The organism is Acetobacteraceae bacterium, from assembly GCA_004843165.1.
Lineage (GTDB): Bacteria > Pseudomonadota > Alphaproteobacteria > Acetobacterales > Acetobacteraceae.
In genome coordinates, this window is record CP039459.1 from 885,917 (window position 1) to 909,094 (window position 23,178).

At 42.8% G+C, this 23,178-nt stretch carries 30 protein-coding genes; 22 read left to right on the plus strand and 8 right to left on the minus strand.

Annotated features, from left to right (window positions below; genetic code table 11):
• Position 1: 1 nt before the first annotated feature.
• Both FAI41_04365 and FAI41_04370 read right to left on the minus strand, forming a co-directional pair.
• On the minus strand, positions 2-1,672 hold the full coding sequence (locus tag FAI41_04365) for a hypothetical protein (GenBank protein ID QCE32884.1): 1,671 nt from the start codon (positions 1,670-1,672) through the stop codon (positions 2-4).
• A gap of 141 nt (positions 1,673-1,813) precedes the next feature.
• Complete coding sequence (locus FAI41_04370) at positions 1,814-2,152, minus strand: hypothetical protein (protein QCE32885.1); 339 nt, start codon at positions 2,150-2,152, stop codon at positions 1,814-1,816.
• A 213-nt stretch (positions 2,153-2,365) separates the two neighbouring features.
• On the opposite strand from FAI41_04370, the gene FAI41_04375 reads away from it, so the two are divergent.
• The 13 genes from FAI41_04375 to FAI41_04435 all read left to right on the plus strand — a co-directional run bounded on the left by FAI41_04375 (position 2,366) and on the right by FAI41_04435 (position 10,930).
• Complete coding sequence (locus FAI41_04375; GenBank protein ID QCE32886.1) at positions 2,366-3,985, plus strand: DUF2213 domain-containing protein; 1,620 nt, start codon at positions 2,366-2,368, stop codon at positions 3,983-3,985.
• A 25-nt stretch (positions 3,986-4,010) separates the two neighbouring features.
• The gene (locus FAI41_04380; GenBank protein ID QCE32887.1) at positions 4,011-4,388 is read left to right on the plus strand and encodes a hypothetical protein; all 378 of its coding nucleotides are present in this window, start codon (positions 4,011-4,013) and stop codon (positions 4,386-4,388) included.
• A 22-nt stretch (positions 4,389-4,410) separates the two neighbouring features.
• The gene (locus tag FAI41_04385) at positions 4,411-4,788 is read left to right on the plus strand and encodes a hypothetical protein (GenBank protein ID QCE32888.1); all 378 of its coding nucleotides are present in this window, start codon (positions 4,411-4,413) and stop codon (positions 4,786-4,788) included.
• A 22-nt stretch (positions 4,789-4,810) separates the two neighbouring features.
• The gene (locus tag FAI41_04390) at positions 4,811-5,197 is read left to right on the plus strand and encodes a hypothetical protein (GenBank protein ID QCE32889.1); all 387 of its coding nucleotides are present in this window, start codon (positions 4,811-4,813) and stop codon (positions 5,195-5,197) included.
• A 115-nt stretch (positions 5,198-5,312) separates the two neighbouring features.
• The gene (locus tag FAI41_04395; GenBank protein QCE32890.1) at positions 5,313-5,909 is read left to right on the plus strand and encodes a hypothetical protein; all 597 of its coding nucleotides are present in this window, start codon (positions 5,313-5,315) and stop codon (positions 5,907-5,909) included.
• Between the two features lie 45 nt (positions 5,910-5,954).
• The gene (locus tag FAI41_04400; protein QCE32891.1) at positions 5,955-6,476 is read left to right on the plus strand and encodes a hypothetical protein; all 522 of its coding nucleotides are present in this window, start codon (positions 5,955-5,957) and stop codon (positions 6,474-6,476) included.
• A 29-nt stretch (positions 6,477-6,505) separates the two neighbouring features.
• Positions 6,506-7,576, plus strand: coding sequence for a hypothetical protein (locus tag FAI41_04405; protein ID QCE32892.1), 1,071 nt, complete (start codon positions 6,506-6,508; stop codon positions 7,574-7,576).
• A gap of 3 nt (positions 7,577-7,579) precedes the next feature.
• Entirely contained in the window at positions 7,580-7,978 is a 399-nt protein-coding gene (locus tag FAI41_04410; GenBank protein ID QCE32893.1) for a hypothetical protein, read from the plus strand.
• A gap of 90 nt (positions 7,979-8,068) precedes the next feature.
• Positions 8,069-9,010 (plus strand): hypothetical protein, encoded by a 942-nt coding sequence (locus tag FAI41_04415; GenBank protein QCE32894.1) that lies wholly within the window; start codon positions 8,069-8,071, stop codon positions 9,008-9,010.
• A gap of 43 nt (positions 9,011-9,053) precedes the next feature.
• Positions 9,054-9,524, plus strand: coding sequence for a hypothetical protein (locus FAI41_04420; GenBank protein ID QCE32895.1), 471 nt, complete (start codon positions 9,054-9,056; stop codon positions 9,522-9,524).
• Positions 9,521-9,991 (plus strand): hypothetical protein, encoded by a 471-nt coding sequence (locus FAI41_04425; protein ID QCE32896.1) that lies wholly within the window; start codon positions 9,521-9,523, stop codon positions 9,989-9,991. The genes FAI41_04420 and FAI41_04425 overlap by 4 nt, the downstream gene beginning before the upstream one ends.
• Complete coding sequence (locus FAI41_04430; protein QCE32897.1) at positions 9,988-10,461, plus strand: hypothetical protein; 474 nt, start codon at positions 9,988-9,990, stop codon at positions 10,459-10,461. Before FAI41_04425 ends, FAI41_04430 begins: the two co-directional genes overlap by 4 nt.
• A gap of 103 nt (positions 10,462-10,564) precedes the next feature.
• On the plus strand, positions 10,565-10,930 hold the full coding sequence (locus FAI41_04435) for a hypothetical protein (protein ID QCE32898.1): 366 nt from the start codon (positions 10,565-10,567) through the stop codon (positions 10,928-10,930).
• Between the two features lie 94 nt (positions 10,931-11,024).
• Here the strand turns inward: FAI41_04435 and FAI41_04440 are convergent, their stop codons facing one another.
• A complete protein-coding gene (locus FAI41_04440) occupies positions 11,025-11,999 on the minus strand; it encodes a DMT family transporter (GenBank protein QCE32899.1) in 975 nt (324 codons plus the stop codon).
• Between the two features lie 108 nt (positions 12,000-12,107).
• Between FAI41_04440 and FAI41_04445 the strand changes: the two genes are divergently transcribed.
• On the plus strand, positions 12,108-12,554 hold the full coding sequence (locus tag FAI41_04445; GenBank protein QCE32900.1) for a DUF4054 domain-containing protein: 447 nt from the start codon (positions 12,108-12,110) through the stop codon (positions 12,552-12,554).
• 25 nt (positions 12,555-12,579) lie between these two features.
• Complete coding sequence (locus FAI41_04450; protein QCE32901.1) at positions 12,580-12,969, plus strand: hypothetical protein; 390 nt, start codon at positions 12,580-12,582, stop codon at positions 12,967-12,969.
• A 6-nt stretch (positions 12,970-12,975) separates the two neighbouring features.
• On the opposite strand, the gene FAI41_04455 is transcribed toward FAI41_04450, so the two are convergent.
• The 3 genes from FAI41_04455 to FAI41_04465 are packed head-to-tail and all read right to left on the minus strand — an operon-like array spanning position 12,976 to position 14,815.
• A complete protein-coding gene (locus FAI41_04455) occupies positions 12,976-13,407 on the minus strand; it encodes a hypothetical protein (protein QCE32902.1) in 432 nt (143 codons plus the stop codon).
• Positions 13,408-13,421: 14 nt separating this feature from the next.
• A complete protein-coding gene (locus tag FAI41_04460) occupies positions 13,422-14,147 on the minus strand; it encodes a hypothetical protein (protein QCE32903.1) in 726 nt (241 codons plus the stop codon).
• Positions 14,148-14,176: 29 nt separating this feature from the next.
• Positions 14,177-14,815, minus strand: coding sequence for a hypothetical protein (locus tag FAI41_04465; protein QCE32904.1), 639 nt, complete (start codon positions 14,813-14,815; stop codon positions 14,177-14,179).
• Between the two features lie 362 nt (positions 14,816-15,177).
• Between FAI41_04465 and FAI41_04470 the strand changes: the two genes are divergently transcribed.
• Entirely contained in the window at positions 15,178-15,642 is a 465-nt protein-coding gene (locus FAI41_04470) for a hypothetical protein (protein QCE32905.1), read from the plus strand.
• 175 nt (positions 15,643-15,817) lie between these two features.
• Positions 15,818-16,267, plus strand: coding sequence for a hypothetical protein (locus FAI41_04475; protein ID QCE32906.1), 450 nt, complete (start codon positions 15,818-15,820; stop codon positions 16,265-16,267).
• A gap of 77 nt (positions 16,268-16,344) precedes the next feature.
• On the opposite strand, the gene FAI41_04480 is transcribed toward FAI41_04475, so the two are convergent.
• Both FAI41_04480 and FAI41_04485 read right to left on the minus strand, forming a co-directional pair.
• On the minus strand, positions 16,345-17,178 hold the full coding sequence (locus tag FAI41_04480) for a hypothetical protein (GenBank protein QCE32907.1): 834 nt from the start codon (positions 17,176-17,178) through the stop codon (positions 16,345-16,347).
• Positions 17,175-18,023: a hypothetical protein gene (locus tag FAI41_04485; GenBank protein ID QCE32908.1), complete on the minus strand. Its 849-nt coding sequence runs from the start codon at positions 18,021-18,023 to the stop codon at positions 17,175-17,177. Before FAI41_04485 ends, FAI41_04480 begins: the two co-directional genes overlap by 4 nt.
• A 40-nt stretch (positions 18,024-18,063) precedes the next feature.
• Here FAI41_04485 and FAI41_04490 point away from each other — a divergent pair, with 40 nt between their 5' ends.
• The 5 genes from FAI41_04490 to FAI41_04510 all read left to right on the plus strand — a co-directional run bounded on the left by FAI41_04490 (position 18,064) and on the right by FAI41_04510 (position 23,164).
• Positions 18,064-19,305: a hypothetical protein gene (locus FAI41_04490; protein QCE32909.1), complete on the plus strand. Its 1,242-nt coding sequence runs from the start codon at positions 18,064-18,066 to the stop codon at positions 19,303-19,305.
• 170 nt (positions 19,306-19,475) lie between these two features.
• On the plus strand, positions 19,476-20,006 hold the full coding sequence (locus FAI41_04495) for a hypothetical protein (protein QCE32910.1): 531 nt from the start codon (positions 19,476-19,478) through the stop codon (positions 20,004-20,006).
• 56 nt (positions 20,007-20,062) lie between these two features.
• A complete protein-coding gene (locus tag FAI41_04500) occupies positions 20,063-21,238 on the plus strand; it encodes a DUF3383 domain-containing protein (GenBank protein QCE32911.1) in 1,176 nt (391 codons plus the stop codon).
• A gap of 35 nt (positions 21,239-21,273) precedes the next feature.
• Positions 21,274-21,717, plus strand: a complete 444-nt coding sequence (locus FAI41_04505; protein ID QCE32912.1) for a hypothetical protein — start codon at positions 21,274-21,276, stop codon at positions 21,715-21,717.
• A 46-nt stretch (positions 21,718-21,763) separates the two neighbouring features.
• Positions 21,764-23,164, plus strand: coding sequence for a DUF2213 domain-containing protein (locus FAI41_04510; GenBank protein ID QCE32913.1), 1,401 nt, complete (start codon positions 21,764-21,766; stop codon positions 23,162-23,164).
• Positions 23,165-23,178: the final 14 nt, after the last annotated feature.

Here is a 23,178-nt window from a genome sequence, read left to right on the forward strand (position 1 = left end):
CTCATTCGAAAGAATCTGCACCTGCAACGACACCTTTTGCAAAGTCAGTCGCCTTTGCCTTATCTCTTTGCGCCAAAGTGCCATGAGCGGCTTTTTGTTCCGCAAGTCCTGGCTGTGCCGTTCCTGCCTGCTGGGCCGCGTCCCCCGGAACAGAGGCACCATCAGCTTCTACCGGTGCAGGGGCGGTAGGATTTTCAGAGGTTCCATTCCCCTCTTCCGGATTTGTTGGCGCATCTCCACTATCGACCAAAACGGAGCCCGCTGTGCCTGTTGTTTCGTAATCTCTTGAGAACGGATTTACCTTGGACTGGTTATCGCTGTCTGCTGTTTGTTCCGGTGCTTGGGAAGCAACACTGGGATCTGCTTGTGGGCCGGCAGGAAGAATAACCTCTTCAGAATCTGATTTTGAAGCCTGTGTATTTTTTGGCGTTGCCATCATATCCTCGTCGCCGTCATCATTAGAATCATCTTCAATCACAGGCGCACCATTCGCACTATGTGTTGACTGGTTATCTGAATGAACATCAACGTTACGAGCCTGTGGTTCTGACTGTGCTAAATCTGCTTTTTTCTCTGATTTGATGGTTTTTGCAGCGGCAACATCCTCTTTTTCCTGCTCGCTTAAGCCTGCTTTTTGTGCTGCTTTCGTAGAAGGCAATGGATCTGCGGGGGCGACTTCCTCCGGATCTTGTTCCTGATCCTCTACAACTTCAGTAGGTTCGGACTGTGTCCCTTCAGGAAGTTTTTTAGTTTTCGCTTCGGATTTTTTCTTTTCTGCTTCGGAGACTTTTTGAAGCTCTTCGGCATCATCCTGATCTTGATCTGTCGCATCCCCCTCAGAAGCGTCCGGCGAAGCAGACGGCAAAACAGATCCGTTTTCTTTGCCAGAAGAATCAAAGGGAGAATCCGCATAATCCCCCGTATCGGCTGTTGTTACATGGACATTTGTATTATTGCCTGTGGCTTTTTCAGTGACAGGTTTCACCCTGTGATTATGCCAAAGAATAACCATCACGAAGAGCATCAGCATGGCAACGCAGACCACCATTAAAATTGTTTGTCCGTTATTGCGTCCCTCGCCTTTGATTTTAATATTATTTCTAGCAGGCGAAGGCACCGAACTTAAAATTTGCAATTCATGGTGCAGCATAACATCGCCCAGCATCGTGCCAATGGCGTCGCAACTACGATCCGGTGGCAAACGGGAAAGGCCATTTAAATAACCAAAAGCCAGTTCCATTTGCGTTTTTTGTTCTGCTGTTAGCGGATATTCCTGTGCATCTTTGCCCCAAATATCGAATTCCGCAGGATTGAGTACTGGAATGACAGGCGTATCTTTGCCATTTCCAAGCTCACTGAGATTAATGCGTAAAACCCTTGTCAGATAAACATGTTTTCCAGAAGGGTCCTTCCCTGCCGGGACGGAAATAATTAAATACCCTTCCGCTCCTTTAATCCGGTAAAAACGCCCTAAAACAGCACCATCTTTTTGAAAATGCACAGCACGCCCAGAGGCAACCCCGGTAATCGTTCCCTGCGGCATCCCAAGGGCTGGCACCACATCTTGAAAGGATTTCAGCACCCACTGATTTTCATCCGGCTGGTAAACAAGCACCTGCAGAAAAAAGGCCTGCGTATAATTAGGTAAAATCAAGATATTTTCGGGGATCATGCTTCCTCTTTTAATTTTATCTAGGGTAAGGTGCCTTTTATCAATGTCTTTATAGGCGCTGTTTTACCCTCTTATCATAAAGGCAAAGTCTTTTAGGACAATCTTTTTTATCATCGCCCTATATTTTTCTTATCTGTGCTTTTAACGCTCTAGTTTAGAGCGTGGATCATAGGGCAGAATTTCAGGGACAGGTGTGCCAAAAGCAGGAGAACCTGCGGTCTCTGTTTGAAAGCGAATAACCCCTCTTGAAGTATGCTCGATCTGATAGCCTTTATTCGCCGGAGACACGGCATCAGGGTTCTGATGTGGCTGTGATTGAAAATCAGGCTTTTCAAAAAGAAGCGGTGCTTTCTTAGAATCATCAAAGGCACTAAAATGCGGTAGAAATGCAGAAACGAATCCCAGTAAAACAAAGCTTGCGCACAAACAGACAAAATAACGTCCCCATAAGGGGATGCGGTGCAAGAAATTCCCCATCATGGATGCTTCCTCTGAAAAAATCTAAAGAATTGCCTATTTTTAAAGAATTCCCTTGACTGACGCAAACGTTGACTTATACTAAAAAGATAAAATGTGATTGTTTTACTTTACATCTTTATTTCACCGCTTTGGCTTATTTGCTTGAGCGGTTTTTTTATATCCTAAATTCTTAAATAGAATCCTTACATTACCCTATAATAGAAAGAAAACATTATGCGCTCTTCACCTCTTCTGGGTGTTGAGGTGTTGCCCCTTGCCTATGACCGGATGGGATCTGTCCGAACTTTTGACGAGGATGGACGTCTCAAAGTCAAACAGACCAATCTCTCTAAAGCCTGTATCAATCCCTATAAAGGATCAGAAATCCCTGACTGGAAGGCTTTGGGATTAGACCCGGACAAAATCTACAATCTTTTAAGATGTCCTAAAGCTTTAGAAAAAGGCGCTGCCTCTTTTGACTCTTTGCCTGTTCTTTTAGAGCATGTGCATGTCTCTGCCACCCATCCCCGCCATGATTTGGTTGTGGGGGCGACTGGAAGTAATACCGTTTTTCAGTCGCCTTATTTAGAAAATTCTCTTTCCATTTGGGATCAGAAGGCGATTGATAAGATCAATCGGGAGGAGCAGCGGGAGCTTTCCTGCGCTTACCGTTATGTGCCGAAGATGGAAGCCGGCTTTTATCAAGGCAAGCCTTATGACGGGATTATGACCGAGATCCGAGGCAATCATGTGGCGCTGGTGCGAAAAGGCCGTGCCGGGTCGGATGTATTGGTAGCGGATGCTTCGCCTTATGACGCGGATACGCTGTTTCCTCTGCTTCAGGCTTTTCGTTCTTTTTGTCCGCATGCGACAGACATGGAAATTCGGCATGTGGTTGCCCGTCTCATTGGGGAACTGACCTCTGTGCCGGAGCAGGAGGATTTCCTACCAAGCGTCTCTTTATGGTCAAAAAAGAAAGTGCCCGCTGCAAATAACATCACGCAGGATGAAAATCTTAACCATCTCCCTAAAGGAACGCCAGATGGGGGGCAGTTCACAACAAAAGAAAATATAGCAAATACAAGTACGGAAAAAGATACTCCTGATTTCTACGAATTTGATCCGGTCTCTCTCTTTTGCAAAGCATTTGACATTCAAAAATTTTCAGATATTCCTGATTTTTTAGATGCTCTCTCAAATGCTTTTCCTTTAGCCAAACTAGAATTTTCTACTGGAGCGGCAGCCACACGCCTCACGATTAAAGAAGCAGAACAGCTTTCAAAAGCCTTGGAAAAAGACGGCTTTATTTCCAATCTCTTTCATAAAAAAGGCGGCAAAACAGCCAGCCGTGAAAGGGTGAATAAATATCCCTCAAAAGCAGATCCTAAACAAGCGGCTGAGGCCGCAAAAAGAGAAAGAGAGGCTTTCGAAGCGGTAAAACTGGAAATTCCCAAATCTTCTCCAGCGCTTTTTGAAAGCTATCAGAAAGAAGGGGGACATTTACTCAATCTTCATATGATTGAACCCACCAGATATAATCCTACTGGCATGACAGACAGCGCCTTAATTGAAAGGGCTAAAATCACATCCGCCTCTGCCTTTTCAAATATGAAAGATCTAATGGAAACTTATGAAAAAGCCTTAAAAAATCCTGAAAATCTTAAAAAGCTCAAAACACTCCTTTTAAATGAAAGATCCGATGCTCAGGTTCAAATTAAAATTGATATGGGACGCAATATTGGCAAATATGTTCTTAGAGGCGGTACGGAATGTCGCTCTGCTCAAAGCGCCTCTTTTCTTATCCGAAAAGGAAAAAATGGTTTTTACGTTCATACGGTCATGCTGACCCCATAAACTCAAAGGGAAAAAAATGTCTAAAATGTCCATTAGTATAGCTCACGCATGGGAAAAACGCTTTCCTGAACTTTGTCATTTTCTTGGATGCTACGTCAATAATATCTTTTATGATGAATTAGACCAAGGCGAAACCACCGAAGAAATTACGACCTTAATGGTTCAAAATCAGTTTCGAACCTATTCTAAAAAAGTCTTGGAACAGCTTTCTGAAGTGATTACGCTGATTAAAAAAGGGAAGATGGATGCCGATCAATTTCTCAAAGAAATCTGGTCAGAGAAAATGCATGAATATGATCATATTTCCACTTTGGAATGGTTTGAAATCATCGAAAAAATTCTTAAAGAAAATATTCCAAAACGTAAAAAAGATCCTCTCGATCCAGATGATTTCGAAGATTAATCTATCTTAAAGGCGGTAAAAAATGTCTTTTACAAAACATAACGCATGGGAAAAACGCTTTCCTGAACTTTGTCATTTTTTTGAGTGCTATCTCAATAATATGATTTTTGAAGAGTTAGGCCAAGGCGAAACCACCGAAGAAATTACGACCTTAATGGTTCAAAACCAGTTTCGAACCTATTCTAAAAAAGTCTTGGAACAGCTTTCTGAATTGATTGCGCTGATTAAAAAAGGGAAGATGGATGCCGATCAATTTCTCAAAGAAATCTGCTCAGAAAAATTATATGAATATGATCATATTTCCACTTTGGAATGGTTCGAAATTATCGAAAAAATTCTTAAAGAAAATGTTCCAAAACGAAAAAAAGATCCCCTCGATCCAGATGATTTCGAAGATTAACCTATCTTAAAGGCGGTAAAAAATGTCTAAAATGTCTCTCACTAAACTTCGCTCATGGGAAAAACGCTTCCCAGAACTTTGCCATTTTCTGCGCTGTTATCTCAATAATATGATTTTTGAAGAGTTAGACCAAGGCGAAACCACCGAAGAAATTACAATTTTAATGGTTCAAAACCAGTTTCGAACCTATTCTAAAAAAGTCTTGGAACAGCTTTCTGAATTGATTGCGCTGATTAAAAAAGGGAAGATAGATGCCAATCAATTTCTCAAAGAAATCTGGTCAGAAAAATTATATGAATATAATCATATTTCCACTTTGGAATGGTTCGAAATTATCGAAAAAATTCTTAAAGAAAATGTTCCAAAACGAAAAAAAGATCCCCTCGATCCAGATGATTTCGAAGATTAAATAAAAATCTCCGCTTAGAAAATCTCTATCAAAAACATTCAAAATCAATATGGCTTTAATCCCCCCCCCTCAAGGGGGTTTTTTATTATCTAAAATCCAAAAGGAAAACCTCAAAATGTCTGAAAAACCGAAAGAGCCTTTTTCTGCTCTTGTTCCAGAACTTCAAAAATTTGCACCTCACCGAAGTGAGGCCGAGATCCGATCTTTAGTCGGAAAAGCGATTGCGTATCTCAATGGCTCGCAATCATTGGAAAGCAATATGCCAGACGTCGAAAAAAAGACGGAAAAAGACATGCCAAGCACCTTAAATTCGAACCCCTTATCAAAGGATCAAAATATGAAAAATAACGAAAAGGAAGATCAGGACAATCAAACGGCTTTGAAAGATAAAGCCCCTAAAATTGGTCTCTCCACCCTTAGCCCTGAAATCGTGCCGCTTGTCGTAAGACATCTTCAAGCGGCAGGTCTGCCGGATCATTTAATTGACCATCTTAACGAGACCGCTTTTGGGAAGAAAGCAACCTCATCCTCTGTAAAAAAAACGCCACTTCAGAAAGTATCTCCTGAAGAAGAGGAGGATAACGACGAGGCAGAAGATCGTCAGAAAAAGAAATCTTCTGCTACTCCCATCGCTTCGGATGCCGCACAGGATGAGCATTACAATCCTGAAGATATTCTTTCCGCTTATGTTCAAAATCTTAAATCAAGATAAACAAAGTAAAAATTTATAAAAACCTAATCATAGAAAATAAAAAATATGACTTTTCCAAATAAAATCAATTATTCCCTTCCCTCAGGTTATCCGGGAGATATTGCCTCTGCCAATCCCCGGCGTTCCGCAATTTCTTCGGAGGCAGGTTTCCGCTGCGGTGCCCAAGGGCTTATCGTCGGTCGTTTTGGCTGGGTGCAGGAAGATGGCGTCAATATCTTAAACAACGCTCCTCAATCCAATAAAAATGCTGTCCCAACGGGCTTTGTCATTCGGGATATGACCGCCATTCTTCAAAGACTTGATGAAGATAGCAGCATGGTTATTCCCTCCGGTTTCCCTGCCAATTTAATGACCGGCGGTGATTACTGGGCCATTTCGACCGTTGATACCAACGCAGGCGATGCTATTTTTGCCAATCCTGCTGACGGCACCTTAGGCACATCTGGCAATCCGACTGGCTTTACAATCGCAAGAGGCGGGCCTGCTGGAAATATCATTATGATTTCCGCCCCCTGCGCTCCGATGCCGGCACAAGGCAGCGCCCCTGCAGAAACAGCAAAATCTTAAAACTAACTTATCATATAAAAGGATTTAAAATGGCTAAGCCATCTCCAAAATTTACAAGGGATTTCCCTTATTTCCAAAAAAAATACGGTATCAAACTCTATGACATTAAGCGCTTTTCAAATGAACCTGGCGCACTGGGCATGGATGCAGATCCAACCTTCCAGCCGCAAACCGGTATTTCTGCCGGCGTTCCTGCTGTTGTCACGACCGAGATTGATCCGCAAGTTATTCATGCTTTGGTTGCCCCAACAAAATCCGAGGATATTTTCGGAACAGAAATTCGTGGCGATCGCACCACCAGAAACTATTTATTTCCTGTGCTGGAAAATGCAGGGACAACGGCCGCCTATGGCGATTTCTCCCAAAATGGGGATTCAGGCGCAAATGCGAACTGGATCAACCGTCAGTATTTCCCCTATCAAACATGGGTCAAATATGGCGATTTAGAGAGTAATTTAATGGCCGCCGGACAAATTCAGCTTGTCAATGAAGTGCGCATTTCCGCAACCATGTCCCTCAATAAACGTGGAAATCTTATCAATCTTTACGGGGTTGCCGGTTTGCAGAATTACGGCGCCTTGAATGATCCGTCTCTGCCGCCTGCCATTCAGCCGACACCAAAGGCCGGTGCCGCCAACACGACCGTAACCGCATGGGATCAAACCGAAGATCCTACCGCTATTTATACGGATATTCCTGCCTTATTTAAGCAATTAAATATTCAAATGATGGGCAATATTGATAATAGTTCAAAGCTTGTGCTTGTTCTGCCCTCTGAACTTTCTCAAGTGTTAACCTATACCAATTCTTTTGGTATTACGCTCGAAGAGATGATTAACAAAGCCTATCCGAATATGAAGATCAAATTTCTGCCGGAGGCCGGTGTTGAAATGTCGGGCGGTTATAACAAAACCCGCTTTGCAATGCTCTTCGCCGAAGAGGTCGATGGCGTTCGCTCGGTGCAGACTTATTTCGTGGATAAGCTCATTTCACATCGTTTGGAAGCCTATTCCACGCATTTCCGTCAAAAATATTCACAGGCGAGCTGGGGCACTGTTTGGAAGCGTCCAATGGCCTGCGCCATGATGGTAGGAGTTTAAAAAATGGCTGATCAAATTACTGTTTTCTGCCGTTTGCCCAATGGCATCATTCTCTCTCTCTTTCCAGAGGGAGAGGCGCAGCGCAGAGCATCCTCCAACAAGAATAAAAATCTTGTTTTAAATCCGATGCGTGAGATTGGAAAAATCACCCTCAATGGCGCAACGGACAGCAGCTCCGGCTATATTGCCGAGCGGAATTTAATGCTCGGTAAAGCCGGACGCACTTTGGTGGATAAAGATTTTTGGGAAGCATGGCTCAGGCAGAATGAAAATTCTGATTTGGTGCGTGAAAATCTCATTTTTGCAGAAGCTAAATCCTCCAAAGGGGAGGCAAAACTCAAAGAATTTGCCACTGAAAAAACAGGATTGGAACCGAGAGAGCAAAATGAACTTGCAGCCTAAAATCCAACCTTAAAATGCTCTTCAAAAGCGTCATATTTTTAGAAAATATGACGCTTTTTTTTCGCGCATTTTCTAAACAAGGAAGTCATCATGTATCGTATTGACCAGCGTGAAAAAGAATGGCTTCGCCGTCTTTGGCTGCCAAAACCCGTCTTATATACAGAAGATCATCCTGCCTTTGACCACTCCCCTTTTCTTTTCAAAGAGGATGAGGCGAAATTTCAAAACATTATTGATGTGCATGGATGGGAAGGGGCGGAGATTGTCGCAAAGCTTTTTCCTTTAAAGCTCCTTTATCCAAATCTTGTTTTTGATCAGGCCTATACGGAAAAGCATCATAATGCCTATTTCAAAGAGCGTTTTGGCATTGAGAATGCTTTGGCTGAGGATTTTGACCCTGAAGAATCTCGCATTCCAAAAGGTCAAGAAGGCGGCGGCAGGTGGACCGCAGAGGCCGAAGAAAATCTTGCTTCTGAAAGCTCCCCAAAAAATCGAACGCTTAAACCTTGGCTAAGCGAAAATGGTGAATTGATTGGAGCTTCAGCAGATAATAGTCAAAGGAAATATATTCGTGTTATGGCGGCAGAAGATCCAGAAAAAGCTGCCAAAACATTTTTTGAACAAGCACGGCAATATCTCTTAGGGAACGGCTATCTCTCCAAAGGAGAAGTCATAAAAGGAAGAGAAGGAAAATCTTTTCCTAGCGAAGATTTTGAAAAAGACGGACATAAAGTAACTCTAAATTATCGAGACGATCATGCCTCTAGCTCACTCACACCGGATGGTGAAAAAACCGTTGATATTCATCATGATCGAGAAGTGCAAGAAAGACATGGATTTAAAGTTCTAAAATTCAAATTCAGAAAGTTTTTTGAAAATATTTCAGAAAATAAAACAAACGAAATTGCTACGCCAAAATCATCCCAAACAGAATTACCAGAACTCCCAGAAGAGAGCCGCGCAAGTATGTTGCCCGAAACAATGGAAAGCAAAATGCCTGAAATTGAAATTCCAGAATTTCTTCTTCCCTAAAATAAAAAGCCTGATTACATTTATCCTTATAAAGGAACTTATTATGCAGATTTCAGATCAAGATTTTAAAGATTATTATATTGAAGCGGCAGAATGTTTCGCCTGCCGAGAGGATTGGGATATGTGCTTTCTTTTTCCAGAAGAGGCTGCAACAACCCAAGAAGGGAAGAGAAAAGCACTCAATGCTCTTTACCGTTTTATGGTCGCAGGTATTGCCGAATTCGCTTTTGTCCCCATGATGGAAGGGTTAGCTGATTTGGAAAAAGCACCTTTAGATCCCCCCACAGGCACAAATCCTACCCAACGTAACAAACATACAGATGCATGGATGGGTATACTCATTATTGGGACAGCATATTTTATCAAAGAAATAGCGCCTAAAATGGGCTTAAACATGCCGGAAGATGTCCCGCTTCCAGCAGATTTTCGGGAAAATCTGAATGCAATCTTTCAGAAACATAATGTCGGTTTGGAAAAAGGTGATGTCTATCCGCCCTATTTAGAAAAGCAATGAATATTTCAGATCAAGATTTTAAAGATTACTATATCAATCCAGCAGAACATTTTGCCTGCCGAGAGGATTGGGATATGTGCTTTCTTTTTCCAGAAGAAGCTGAAACCAGTGAGGAAGGCAAAAGAAAAGCGCTCAATGCGTTATATCGTTTTGTGATCTCTGGTATTGCAAAATTTGCCTTTGTTCCCATGATGAAAGGATTAAAGACTTTAGAAGATGCTCCTTTAGATCCACCTACAGGTACAAATCCTGAGCAACGTAATAAATTTGCAGATGCATGGATGGGTACTATCGTAATCGGAACGCCCTCTTTTATCAAAGAAGTAGCGCCTAAAATGGGCTTAAATCTGCCAGAAGATGTCCCGCTTCCAGCAGATTTTCGGGAAAATCTGAATGCAATCTTTCAAAAGCACAATGTCGGTTTGGAAAAAGGTGATGTCTATCCGCCCTATTTAGAAAAGCAATGAATATTTCAGATCAAGATTTTAAAGATTACTATATCAATCCAGCAGAACATTTTGCCTGCCGAGAGGATTGGGATATGTGCTTTCTTTTTCCCAGAGAGGCCGAAGTCAGTCAGGAAGGAAAGAAAAAAGCGCTCAATGCGTTATATCGCTTTCTAGTCTCCGGCATTGCCGAATTTGCCTTCGTTCCCATGATGGAAGGGTTAAAAGATTTAGAACATGCCCCTTTAGAACCTATAGGCGACAGCTACAATGTAGAACAATTTGACCGATATGCCGATGCATGGATGGGTACTATCGTGATCGGAACGCCCTATTTTATCAAAGAAGTAGCGCCTAAAATGGGCTTAAATCTGCCAGAAGATATCCCACTTCCCGTAGATTTTAGAGATAATCTAAATGCAATATTTCAAAAGCACAATGTCGGTTTGGAAAAAGGTGATGTCTATCCGCCCTATTTAGAAAAGCAATGAATATTTCAGATCAAGATTTTAAAGATTATTATATTGAAGCGGCAGAATGTTTTGCCTGCCGAGAGGATTGGAGGTACATAGTCTCTTTTTCCCGGCTGATGCTATGACAACTCAAGAAGGGAAGAGAAAAGCGCTCAATGCGTTATATCGCTTTCTGATCTCAGGCATTGCCGAATTCGCCTTCGTTCCCATGATGGAGGGTTTAAAAGACTTAGAACAAGCGCCACTAGAACCTATAGGCAACGATAATGTAGAACAATTTGACCGATATGCCGATGCATGGATGGGAACACTTATCATCGGGACACCCTATTTTATCAAAGAATTAGCGCCTAAAATGGGCTTAAACCTGCCAGAAGATGTCCCCCTTCCTGTTGAATTTAGAGACAATCTGAATGCAATCTTTCAAAAGCACAATGTCGGTTTGGAAAAAGGCGATGTCTATCCGCCCTATTTAGAAAATCAATAAATATTTTAGATCAAGATTTTAAAGATTCTTATATCAATCCAGCAGAACATTTCGCTTGCAGAGAGGATTGAAAAAAGGATTTTAGCAAAAGCACTCATAAAAGATCAGCCGACCTCACTTTAAGAAGGTGGACTTTGGCCTCTCGTTTTGCTTTTGATTTTTTCTCCCCAAACAGCTCAATAAAGCCAGAGAATAAAATCAAAGCGCTTCCTGCCCACGCCAGCGCATCTGGCTTATCGGCAAACAAGAGCATATCCAGCACGAGCGCCCAAAGCATCTGGCTATATTGTGTCAGCGCCACACGTCCTGAAGAGATGGTTTTTGCCGCATAGATCAAAAGAATTTGGCCGAAAGCCATCAAGAGCGCATAACCCAAAAGAAAGCCCCAATTTCGCAGACCTTCCGGTCTCTGGAAATCGGGAAGCATCAGAATCCCATTTCCAATCATCGGCCCGGCTAAAGTTGAGCTGAAAATGCTTAATTTTGCGGCCTCTTTGGGAAGGTCTTTTTCTGAATGGCCTGCTCTTTTCGCACGCTCAATTTTAATCTCTCCATATTTAAGCGTAATGATGGCAACCGCCAGCGCAAAAGCAACCCCTAAAGCGCTATAATCGCCAATGCCAAGCGGTCTTATTCCCGGCCTCAGCACCAGCAAGACCCCTATAAAACCAACAAAGGCAGAAACCCATGACATCAAATGGACTTTTTGCTTCAGGAAAAAGACCTCTAAGAGATTTGTAAAGACAGGACAAAGAAAAATAAATGCCATTGCCTCCGACATTGGTAAAAGCATGAAGGCTTTGACACTTAGCGCTGTTGCCGCAAAAAAGGCACATGCCCGAATGATCCAGCTAAGCAAATCCGCCTTCTTTGGAAAAACATCCCTCAAAGAAGTTTTTCCTTTTTTAAGAAAAAAAGGGATTAGCAAAAGGCCGAATAATCCACCCGAACAGGCGACTTCTGAGGCCGGCAAGATCCCATGAAGCATTTTAGAAAACGCATCACTGACGGAAAAAGTGCCCCATCCTCCCAAAGCAAGTAAAATCCCAAGTGTCGGCGATGCCTTCATCTTTTTTCTCTCAAAATATTATCCACAAAAGAGCGTCTTAAATCCGCCAAAAATTTTAACTTGTCCAGTCTCTCTTTCTTTAAACCAAACGACTTTTAGGAATTTTTTATGTCAAACACTTCCCTCACAGCAGGAAAGGTTATTTTTGATCCGGCAGAATGGAAAAAAACCTTTCCTATTTTTGCCGATTTAACCGATGCGCAGGCACAATTTAATTTTGATTGCGCCTGCGATTATCTCAATAACAGCGCTGCCTCTCCTATACGAAATTTAAGGAAGCGTCAGCGGCTTTTATGGCTTTTAACCGCACATTTATCACAACTTTCTTTAAACGGCACCAGCGCCTCGGAAAATGGAACTTCCGGAATGGTTGGGCGTATTTCCTCTGCCAGCAGAGGTTCTGTCTCCCTTAGTACGGATGCAAGCGGTATTCCACGATCCGGCTGGTGGTTTGCACAGACGCCTTATGGTGCGGCCTTTTGGCAGGCAACTCTTCCCCTTCGGCAAATGCGTTTTCTTCCCGGTCATCCGCATGCCGCAAAAATTTGGCCTTAATTTTCAGTGAAAAGGGAGTTTCAGCATGTGTCAGCTTTTCTCGCTCGCCTCTGGCATTTTAGGGGCATTAAATCCCATGGAAGAGGTAACATTACGGGTTTTCACAGGTCAGCTGCGCAATCCAGATTATTCCATAACGCCTGAATTTAAAGATTATCCGATTTTTGCAGATCTTCAGAGTTTAAATTCCGGAGAGCTTTTACTAGCGCAAAATATCAATCAACAGGCAGAAACTCGGAGCGCCTATGTCAAAGGGACTTTTCATGCCCTTAACCGCCCCCTTCAAACGGGCGGTGATCTGATTATTTTAAAAGACGGTTCAGAATGGCTTATTACCTCTATTCTTGAAGCATGGGGCGGAAAAGATGACTGGTGCAAGATTCTTATGACTCGTCAAAAACCTTCCGCCCTCTAAGCGATCTTATTTTTTAGCCTCTGGTTTTGTTGTTTTTGAGGCATCATGTTTAGGAATATCATGTGTCGCAATCCATTTCCAAACAACAAAAGTGACCTCGGCAATTGTATGGGTCGGATTGGTCTTGCACGTATTGGCAACACTTACAGCAAACTGTCCGGCATTTTGCACTTTATTACCGGTGCAAGGAAAAGGAAGGCTGCCGGGCTTTGCAAGACGGCACATATTCTCTAATCCGCTCAATTCGCCTAAGACCGCCGCCCCGTAAATTTTACGGGCAGCATCGTCTTTGCTCTCTGTCCAATGCGAACACGTGTCAATCACAGGACCATAAAAAGTAAGATCCGGAGCTTTTGGCTGCTGTTTTGCTGCTGCCATAGCCCCATCGGCGGCGAAGAGGCATAGCCCCCCCAATAATGTCATTGCAAAGCGCTTCATCCCATTTTCCTTTCTTAATCCTCAACACTTACCTGTAGGCCAGAAGCGCCATCTTTTTTAATCGCCTCACGCCATTTATCACGTGCTTGTTTAAAATATTGAGGATTTAAACTTGGGTTAATTTCCTCTTGGAACTGTTCGAAACTTTTTTGCAAAGAATAGTTTAAAAGTAAAGAAGCTCTTCCCTGAGTAATCGCAACAGGATGATGATGTAGGAGAAATTTCGCAAGATCCTCCTCACGATCATCCTGTGCTGACTTATCCGTATCATCGGTGCCGGTCAGGAGACGCCCATTCTGACAGGTAAAGCTCCCCAGATTCATCGTTTCACCATCCTCAAACCATAATTTCAGCGGCAGTCCGTCACATTGCATAATTTTTGGATTAAAAGCGATCGTTGCCCGAATTTGCGGGTGGAAGGAAGTATCGTTTTCTTTATCCCATTTCGTCACGTAATTACGTGGCGTAAAATTTAACTCGGCCTGTAGGTAATCCGTTGTTTTCAGTGTAAGGCTCGGCACCTCCAAGCCTGCTGAATCTTTAATTTGCGCTAAGTTCCATTTTCCAGCGATCGTAGCAACCACTTGCGTTCCCGGCGGCGTTTGCGGAACGGGTGGAAGAAAATCTGCCCCTGCAGCATCCGGATCAATTGGATCAAGTCCTGCGCCGCACAGGAGTATTGGCAGGCACAAGGTGGCCAAGATTTTTGAAATTGTTTTTTGCACGCTCTCCACAAACATTTTTCTTCCCTCACATATTTTAATTTCTTTTAATAACCTCTTTTCAATGACTCCGCCCATTTTTTACGCATCATTTTAGAAAAAGAAGAATTTGGTTCGGGATTGGTTTCTGTTTGATATTTCTGCACGTCATCCTCCTTTTTTGTTTCTAAAATAAAGGCTTTATCCGCTTGGCTGATGGCAACAAGTGTATGACTTGCGAGGAGTTGCGCCAAATGGTTTTCCCTGGCACGATCCTCAACGCGATCCCCTGTTCTTGAGGTGGCATAAAGACGTGTTTGAGAGCATGAATTTTTACCAAGCTCAAAGGAATCTCCACTTTCAAACCAGAGTTTTAAAGGGCTTCCCAAACAATCTAGCCCTGTGCGATTTAAAACAAGATTGGCCTGTGTCCTTGGCAGGTAAATGACCTTATTGATATTTTCCCACTCCATCGGTGTTTCCTCTGGGAAAAAAGAAACTTCGCCATTTTCTGCAAAAAAATTTAATGTTGGAATCTGGGCTGGGGAAAGTTCAAATTTCCATTTGCCGTGAAGCGTTTCCATCACTTGATCCTGTGAGGGAACAAAAGCCGCTTTTGCAAGAAAGGGAAAGAAATTTAACAAACCGGCAAATAACAGGGTAAATCTCAATAGACCTCTTATGGATTGATTTTTTTGCCGCTTCATCACTGCTCCTGCCATCTTATAAGAAAGGTTGAGGCTTTAGCGCATCTCTGAAATGTTATACATCGTTAAGTTTACGTTATCATTAAATTTTTAAAAACAGCAAGAGCGCTTCTCTCAAAAGGCCTGTTTTCCCTTAAGAAAAGATCCGAAACAAGTACCAAGGGGCATTTCCTTCCCCTCTTGTCAGGCGTGCGTGTCGGATCTACCTTATTCCTAAGATCGGCGTGTTTCGTCTCCTCCAAAAACTCCCTTTGGCATGACATGAGGGAGGTCTCTTTTCAAAATATTTCCGTACCCCGTTGGATGTCCATCCTGCGGGTTTTTTTATGTTTAAAATCAATATCTAACAAGAAGGATTTCCAATGCGAAAATCAATTGAATATCTCGTTGAAGAAGGACCTGACAAGGGCAAGCTGTTTATCCTGACACGCATGTCCGCTTTTTGCGCCGATAAATGGGCGCGGCATCTTGTCAAAGCGCTCGCAGAGGTGGGTGAAAATATCAGCCCCTCCGAAATAAATTTGGGAATTGGTGCACTTGCCGGTTTCCGCCCCAGTCTGATTGCCCATCTTAAGGAAGAAGATGCAGATCACATTTATGAAGATTTGCTCAAATGCTGTCAGATTAAACGGGATATTTGCAATCCTTTGGTTGAGCCGACAAAAATTTTAGAGGCTGACATTCAAGACCCTATGACGTTAAGCAAACTCCGCAATAAAGTTTTTGAGCTTCATGTGGATTTTTTAAAGGCCGCCGCTTCCCAAATTTTCCCTCTCGTGGCGGCCATAACGCAGGGGAAAGACATTCTTTCAGCCGAGAAAAAATAAAAGCGGCTGAGTATTCTCATTTTTCTTTACCCCTTGGCGATCTTATCGGGGCTGGACTGGCCTCTCTCCAAGAGTTGAAAAGTATTTATGACAGTGAAGAGGCTTGGGAAATGTGGGAGGCTCTTCTCGTTTACCGTCATAATCATTCTAATCTTTAAAAATAAAGTAAAAATATATGTTAAAAACAATTGAATATTCTGTTGAAGATGGCTGCGATCAGGGAAAAATTTTTCTCATTAAAAAAATGCCGCTTTTTACCGGCGACAAATGGGCAAGGCATCTTATCAAAGCCCTTGCCGAAGCTGGAGAAAAGCTTTTAGAATCTGTTCTTAAATATCCTCTGAGAGACACAAATGACCTTGCGCTTATTCTCTTTGGGAAAATGAAGCTCAGTGATCTGGAAAGAAGTTTTGAAACGCTTTTGGAGTGTTGCCAAATTCAAGAGGCGAATAGTGAATTTTACCGGGAAATTCGCAGTGAAGATATTGAAGACCCAATGACGCTCACGCATTTGCGAACGCAGGTCTTTACGCTTAATGCCGATTATTTACGGGCTAACTATGAACAGCTAATTCCGTTACATATTATTTTCGGACTTTCCACTGAGGCCGCGAGCGAGGTCTAAAAAAGCGGCGGAAATTTCCGCCGTTCCCCCTAAAAAACTGCCTGCAAAAAGCACTGTCATGATGATTGATTTTCGTTTCATCCGCATCCAAAACTCAATATTGAGGACTGACTATATTCGAAAGTTTCCTGAAAAACTTTTGGATCATTCAGTTTCTTTTGAAATTCTTTGATCGGGGTCGGATCGGGATAGGTAAAGCTCACGGCGACATCGCCATAACTCACAGCAATCGGTAAATGATGCTGGAAAAGACTGGCTGTTTTTTCTGCAATCTTTTTACTGACAAGCGTCCTTTCTTGATATTTTTCTTCATAGTCCAATGCGTGCCAGTCTGAAGAATCTGCAAAAGCGTCTAAAAATCCAGTGAAATAATTACCATCATTCTTTATTGCTTCGCCATTTTCGTCTTGCTTAGGCATGAAAACGCAACTGCTTTTATCACTTCCAATCGGAACAGTTTCTCCATTATCGAACCATAAAAGACCAATGGAAGGGAGACATTTCGTCTGTTTCGCAAAGGCTTCAGCAGAAATCATCACCATTCCATCCAAAGCAAGACGATAAGGCAGTTTTTGCCGGCAAGCATATTTAGTAAGCCCCTGCTTCAAACTGAACCGCAACTCATTTTTAGAGTCCCATGTATTGCTGCCAAAATAAGGAGAATAAAGTATTAATGTCGGCTCTGAAGGATGATGTGCGGAGCTGTCATCCTCATACATATAAAACCGCCCGCCAAAAGGCAGGTTTTCGACAATTTTAATATTCTCAGGCAAAGGCAGATTTTTAGGAATTTCCAGCTTATCCGGCAGCGTTCTAAAGGGTTCCATTTTAGAAATAACATCCGCCTGTGATATTCCCCCTAAAAAACTGCCTGTAAAAATCGCCGTCATAATTGTTAATTTTTTTTTCATCCGCATCCGTCATTTAATGTTGAAGCCTGATCAGCTTCGAAAGTTTCCTGAAAGACTTTTGGATCATTCAATTTCTTTTGGAATTCTCTGATCGGGGTCGGATCGGGATAGGTAAAGCTCACGGCAACATCGCCATAACTCACAGCAATCGGCAAATGATACTGGAAAAGACTGGCGGTTTTTTCTGCAATCTTTTTAGTGGCAAGCGCCCTTTCTTGATATTTTTCTTCATAGTCCAATGCATGCCAATCTGCTGAATCTGTAAAAGCATCTAAGCTACCAGTGAAATAATTACCATCATTCTTTATTGCTTCGCCATTTTCGTCTTGCTTAGGCATGAAAACGCAACTGCTTTTATCACTTCCAATCGGAACAGTTTCTCCATTATCGAACCATAAAAGACCAATGGAAGGGAGACATTTCGTCTGTTTCGCAAAGGCTTCAGCAGAAATCATCACCATTCCATCCAAAGCAAGACGATAAGGCAGTTTTTGCCGGCAAGCATATTTACCAACATGTTGCTTTAAACTGAAATGCAACTCATTTTTAGAGCGCCATGTATTGCTGCCCCAATAAGGGGAATAAAGTATTAAGGTCGGCTCTGGAGGCTGATGTGCGGAGCTGTCATCCTCATACATATAAAACCGCCCGCCAAAGGGTAGGTTTTCGACAATTTTAATATTCTCAGGTAAAGGCAGATTTTTGGGAATTTCCTGCTTAGTCGGCAAATTTCTAAAGGGTTCCATTTGAGAGAGAATGTAATGGTCTTTTTCCTCTGCCTGTGCCGTTCCCCCTAAAAAACTGCCTGCAAAAATCGCCGTCATAATTGTTAATTTTTTTTTCATCCGCATTTCTTCCAATTATTTTTAACGTCAGGGAAATATCATGCCAAAAAATAACCAGCTTTTAAACTCCAATAAATCACCGAAAGTCATGAGCGATATTCTTTCAGGATCACCGAATGGCAAAGCCCTTGAATTAATTGCGCAATACGCTCCTCAAACTTTCATGCAAATCCTGCAAGAAGATCAAAAGATCGTAAAATTGGATAATCTAGCCCGGTCACTCCATCTGAATACAACTGAACTTTATAGTTTCAATGCCGCTATCGAAGAAGTCGGCGGTGATTGGAATGAAGTTGCCAATCTTTACCAGACAGTTCAGAAATTGAACGATCATGATCCAAAAAATAAAGAAAGGCTGGATAAGCTCATCAAATATACGGGGATTTTGACACCCATCGACAAGACAGGATTTATTGATCCGAATTTTTTAACAAGACTCAGCGCATCAGAGACACTACCTGGCCTTAACCCCACTGACAAAACGGAACTTTATGAAATTCTTGGTATAAATCGTGATAGCGGCTTAGAATATTTATTAAGTCAAGGAAAGGGAAAATTAACAGATTCTGCTAATTTCTTTAAACCCATTGCGCCAAATAAAGTGCAAATTGAGAATGCCCGTGAAAGCGTTTCTCTTTTTTCTAAAGGGAAAGCCCTTTTACACAATCAAGCACATCTTTCAGAAGAAAATGACAATCTCTCAATATTCAAATCAACCATTAAAAATACTGAAGACTACCTCTTTCAGCATATTGATGCTATCAATCAAGGAGAGAAAACATTCACCCAAGATCCCATAGCAAAATTAGCAGATCCAAAAATTCGTAAGACGATCTCAGGTCAATTGAACGACGCACTCATCAGAATGGCGATTTCATCAGACCCATTCAATCCTGTGCCTATTATGCCCCTCGGGAAAGAGATTTCCCCTAACGAAGAGACACCTCATGGGGAAGAACCTCCTCCTCTCTTGCCGGAGTTTTTTCAGCAGATGCGCTCTCAGCCTCTAACGCCTTCTGCGCCTTTACAAAATTTTGCAAAAGAAGTGGCGCAGGCACGCAAAAGCGCCTTAACCAACCGCTATCATCAAAATCAATATTTTAGCACTTTAGCTAAAAATCAGCAGCAGGGATTTGGCACGCGTCCGCTAAGTTTAAGTTTCGGCAATATCAATGTCACCACCCAAGAGGACGATGATCCTTTTGCTTTTGCAGAGGCCGTGAAAAGTGTCGTTTCCGAGGAATTGATGAAAGTTCTCGTTAGTTTCGGCCCTTATCGCTGAGTCTTTATAGGGGCATTTCCTTCCCCTCTTGTCAGGCGTGCGTGTCGAGGTTATGTTTTTTCTATTCTCGGCATTTTATGTCTTTTTTAAAATATTAAATCTTTCCGTACCCCGTTGGATGTTTATCCTACGGGTTTTTTTATGTTTAAAATCAATATCACAGGGAGCTTATGTCTTTTTCCGAAAATGCCCCTCCCCTTATGCGTAGCTCTCCCCGTGAAGCTGAAATTTATCAGGCTGTAGGGGATTGGGTTTCAAGCTGCCTCGGAGAGGGTTTTACCGTTCTTCAAGGGCAGCAAAACCGCACGCCACCGCCATTAGGCAATTTTGTCACCATGGTCATCAGCAATAAAAACCGTCTCTCGACCAATGCCCGACAGTATCAAGCAGATCAAAATGTTCTTGTGAGTGCCTCTTTTCTCTTTACACTTGAAGTCACCTGCATCGGAAAAGATTCCGGTGAGGCCGTCATGCTTTTAAAAACGCTTTGGCGGGATCTTTCATGTTGTGAATTTTTTCAAAAATATCTGCCAAGCTGTGCCCCTGTAGATTCTGATCTACCGCATCAAGAGCCTCTTCTCACAGCAGAAAAGCAATATGAGGATAAATGGGCGCTTGCCCTTCATCTCAATGTCTTAATGAAGACAATTCTACAGCAAGAAACGATGAATAATATTCATCTAAAAATTACAAAAATATAAAATAATTACTTTTATTTATTTTCTTTTACTTACTTCTATTAAAAATAGGATCCTTTATGTCTATTCCTGTCTCGCAAATTGTGCGAATTGTTCCCTCATCCCTTGCGCCGCCGCCAAGCAATGCCTTTATGAATGGCTTAATTCTCACGCAAAATACAGCTCTCGCAGCTGAACAATATGCGCAATATGAAGATACTGAATCTGTTGCCAAAGTTTTTGGCGCTTCTTCTATTGAGGCGCAAATGGCGCAAGCCTATTTCGGCGCTTATGTCGGTGCCAGTCAAATCCCTGCAACACTTTATTTTTACGGCGTGTCTTCTGCACCCAAAAGCAATCCGCAAAATCAAACAATCGCTTCCGACCCTGCCAGTTTGATGAATGGCATTACGGATCAGCTGCAAAATTTTGCAGGCTTTACGACTGCTTGGGAGCTTTCTCTTTCCGAAAAGCAAGCTCTCGCCCAATGGACAGCGGCACAGCAAGATAATTACTGGGCCATTATTTGGGACACAGATCCGCAAGCGCTGGTAAGTTCTGAAAATAACACCTGTTTCGGCGTTTGGCTTAGCGAGCAAAATCTTGATGGGATTTCCGTTATTTACAAAGATCCTTTGGTTGCCGCTTTTTGTCTTGGCTGGATGGCTGCTCTTGATTGGGATCTTTTAGATGGCCGTGCCAGTCTCGGCAATCGCACCTCTCCCGTAATTTCCGCTATGGAAGGCAGTTTGAGCGATTATACAGCCCTCATGGGTAATGGGTATAATGTTTATGCCGCCTTTGCCAATCGGAGCGCACGTTGGAATCTTTTGCGTTCAGGCAGTGTGAGCGGACAGTTTGCCTGGGCAGATAGTTATATTTGCCAAATTTGGCTTAATGCCGCCTTGCAAAATGCCTTGGTTACTTTACTGACGCAAATGGGACAGATTCCTTACAATACGGATGGGGACGGTATGATGAATGCCGCTATTCAAGATCCTGTTCAGGCCGGTAAAAATTTCGGCATTATTTGTCCCGGTATTCGTCTCAGCCAAAGTGAAGCCAGTGTTTTAAAGTCAAAATTTGGGCGCGACATCAGCACCGAACTCTTTAATGACGGCTATTATTTTTTGCCAAATGCCTCGGCGGCACCTGCGGAGATCCGTGCCAAGCGCAGCAGTCCTGCATGTCTTTTTGCCTATTGTGACGGCGGCTGTGTGCAAACGATCAATCTCCCTTCTATTGAAATTCAATAATCTCTTTTTTATCTTTAATTTATTAGGAATTCTTTATGTCAGATGGACTTATTACCTCTGCAAATGCAACCGCCTTTTTAACGGTTGAAAATCTTTTTGGTGCGCCTGTAAAGCTCGAAAACTGGGCCTCAGATAAAGGCTGGGAAGGCGAAAGATGGAAAATTGCCGAAGGCAAGATGAGCATTGACGGCAAATTAAACCGTGGCTATATCGCCCAGCCCGTTTCGCTCACGCTCACTTTTTCCGCCAATAGCAGCTCTTTAGAAGTTTTTGATGTTATTACCGCAGCCTCTGCACAAGCCAGAACCTCTTACCAGCTTGGGCTGGTTTTCAGCATGCCATCCTTAGGACGGCGTTTTACCTATATTAACGGTTTTATCACCGAGTTTGATGCTTTACCGCCCGGTCATCAGCTCTTGGAAAACCGAACGATTCATCTCAAATTTGAGCGAATGGTTCCTGCCGGTATTCCCACTTAAACCAAACCCTTTTTTTAAAACAACCTTATCTTAGAAAGAAAACATTATGCGCTCTTCACCTCTTCTGGGTGTTGAGGTGTTGCCCCTTGCCTATGACCGGATGGGATCTGTCCGAACTTTTGACGAGGATGGACGTCTCAAAGTCAAACAGACCAATCTCTCTAAAGCCTGTATCAATCCCTATAAAGGATCAGAAATCCCTGACTGGAAGGCTTTGGGATTAGACCCGGACAAAATCTACAATCTTTTAAGATGTCCTAAAGCTTTAGAAAAAGGCGCTGCCTCTTTTGACTCTTTGCCTGTTCTTTTAGAGCATGTGCATGTCTCTGCCACCCATCCCCGCCATGATTTGGTTGTGGGGGCGACTGGAAGTAATACCGTTTTTCAGTCGCCTTATCTGGAAAGTTCCCTTTCCATTTGGGATCAGAAGGCGATTGATAAGATCAATCGGGAGGAGCAGCGGGAGCTTTCCTGCGCTTACCGTTATGTGCCGAAGATGGAAGCCGGCTTTTATCAAGGCAAGCCTTATGACGGGATTATGACCGAGATCCGAGGCAATCATGTGGCGCTGGTGCGAAAAGGCCGTGCCGGGTCGGATGTATTGGTAGCGGATGCTTCGCCTTATGACGCGGATACGCTGTTTCCTCTGCTTCAGGCTTTTCGTTCTTTTTGTCCGCATGCGACAGACATGGAAATTCGGCATGTGGTTGCCCGTCTCATTGGGGAACTGACCTCTGTGCCGGAGCAGGAGGATTTCCTACCAAGCGTCTCTTTATGGTCAAAAAAGAAAGTGCCCGCTGCAAATAACATCACGCAGGATGAAAATCTTAACCATCTCCCTAAAGGAACGCCAGATGGGGGTGAGTTTGCCTCTAAAAATCAAGGGGAATATGCCAGCATTTCCCAAATCCAAATCATTTCGCCACAGCAGAGCAACCCTGCGCCTTTTAAGGAAGAAGAATTTTATCCAAAACAAGAAGAGACTTACCATAGCCCTATTTACCCTATTCGCCGTGGTGCCGACCTTCATGGACTCTTTAATGTTGGGAATAATCATGATCCTTCAGGATCTGTCCCATGGCTAGAATCCCATGAAGGGATCAATGGCAGTCACACGATGGAGAGACATGTCGGTAAAAGCATTGGCTATATGAAAAGACGCTTTAAATTTGAACCTAAATTAAAAGCGACAGGTACGTTCCCCGATGGCGAAACAGCCGCCAAAACCATTTGGGAGGCCATACAAATGAATGAAAATAAGATTATGAACGGCCTGAATAAAAATAGTAAAAAAATTGAGTTTGAATTTGATGCAGGATATCCTATCGGTAAAGTTCTCAAAAATGATGGTGGGAAAATTGCCCACGAAACAAGTAAAATATGGGTCGTACTGCGCCCAGATAATAAAGGCAGGTATATTATTCACACTGCCTACCCAATTTTATAAAAGAAAGGCGCATC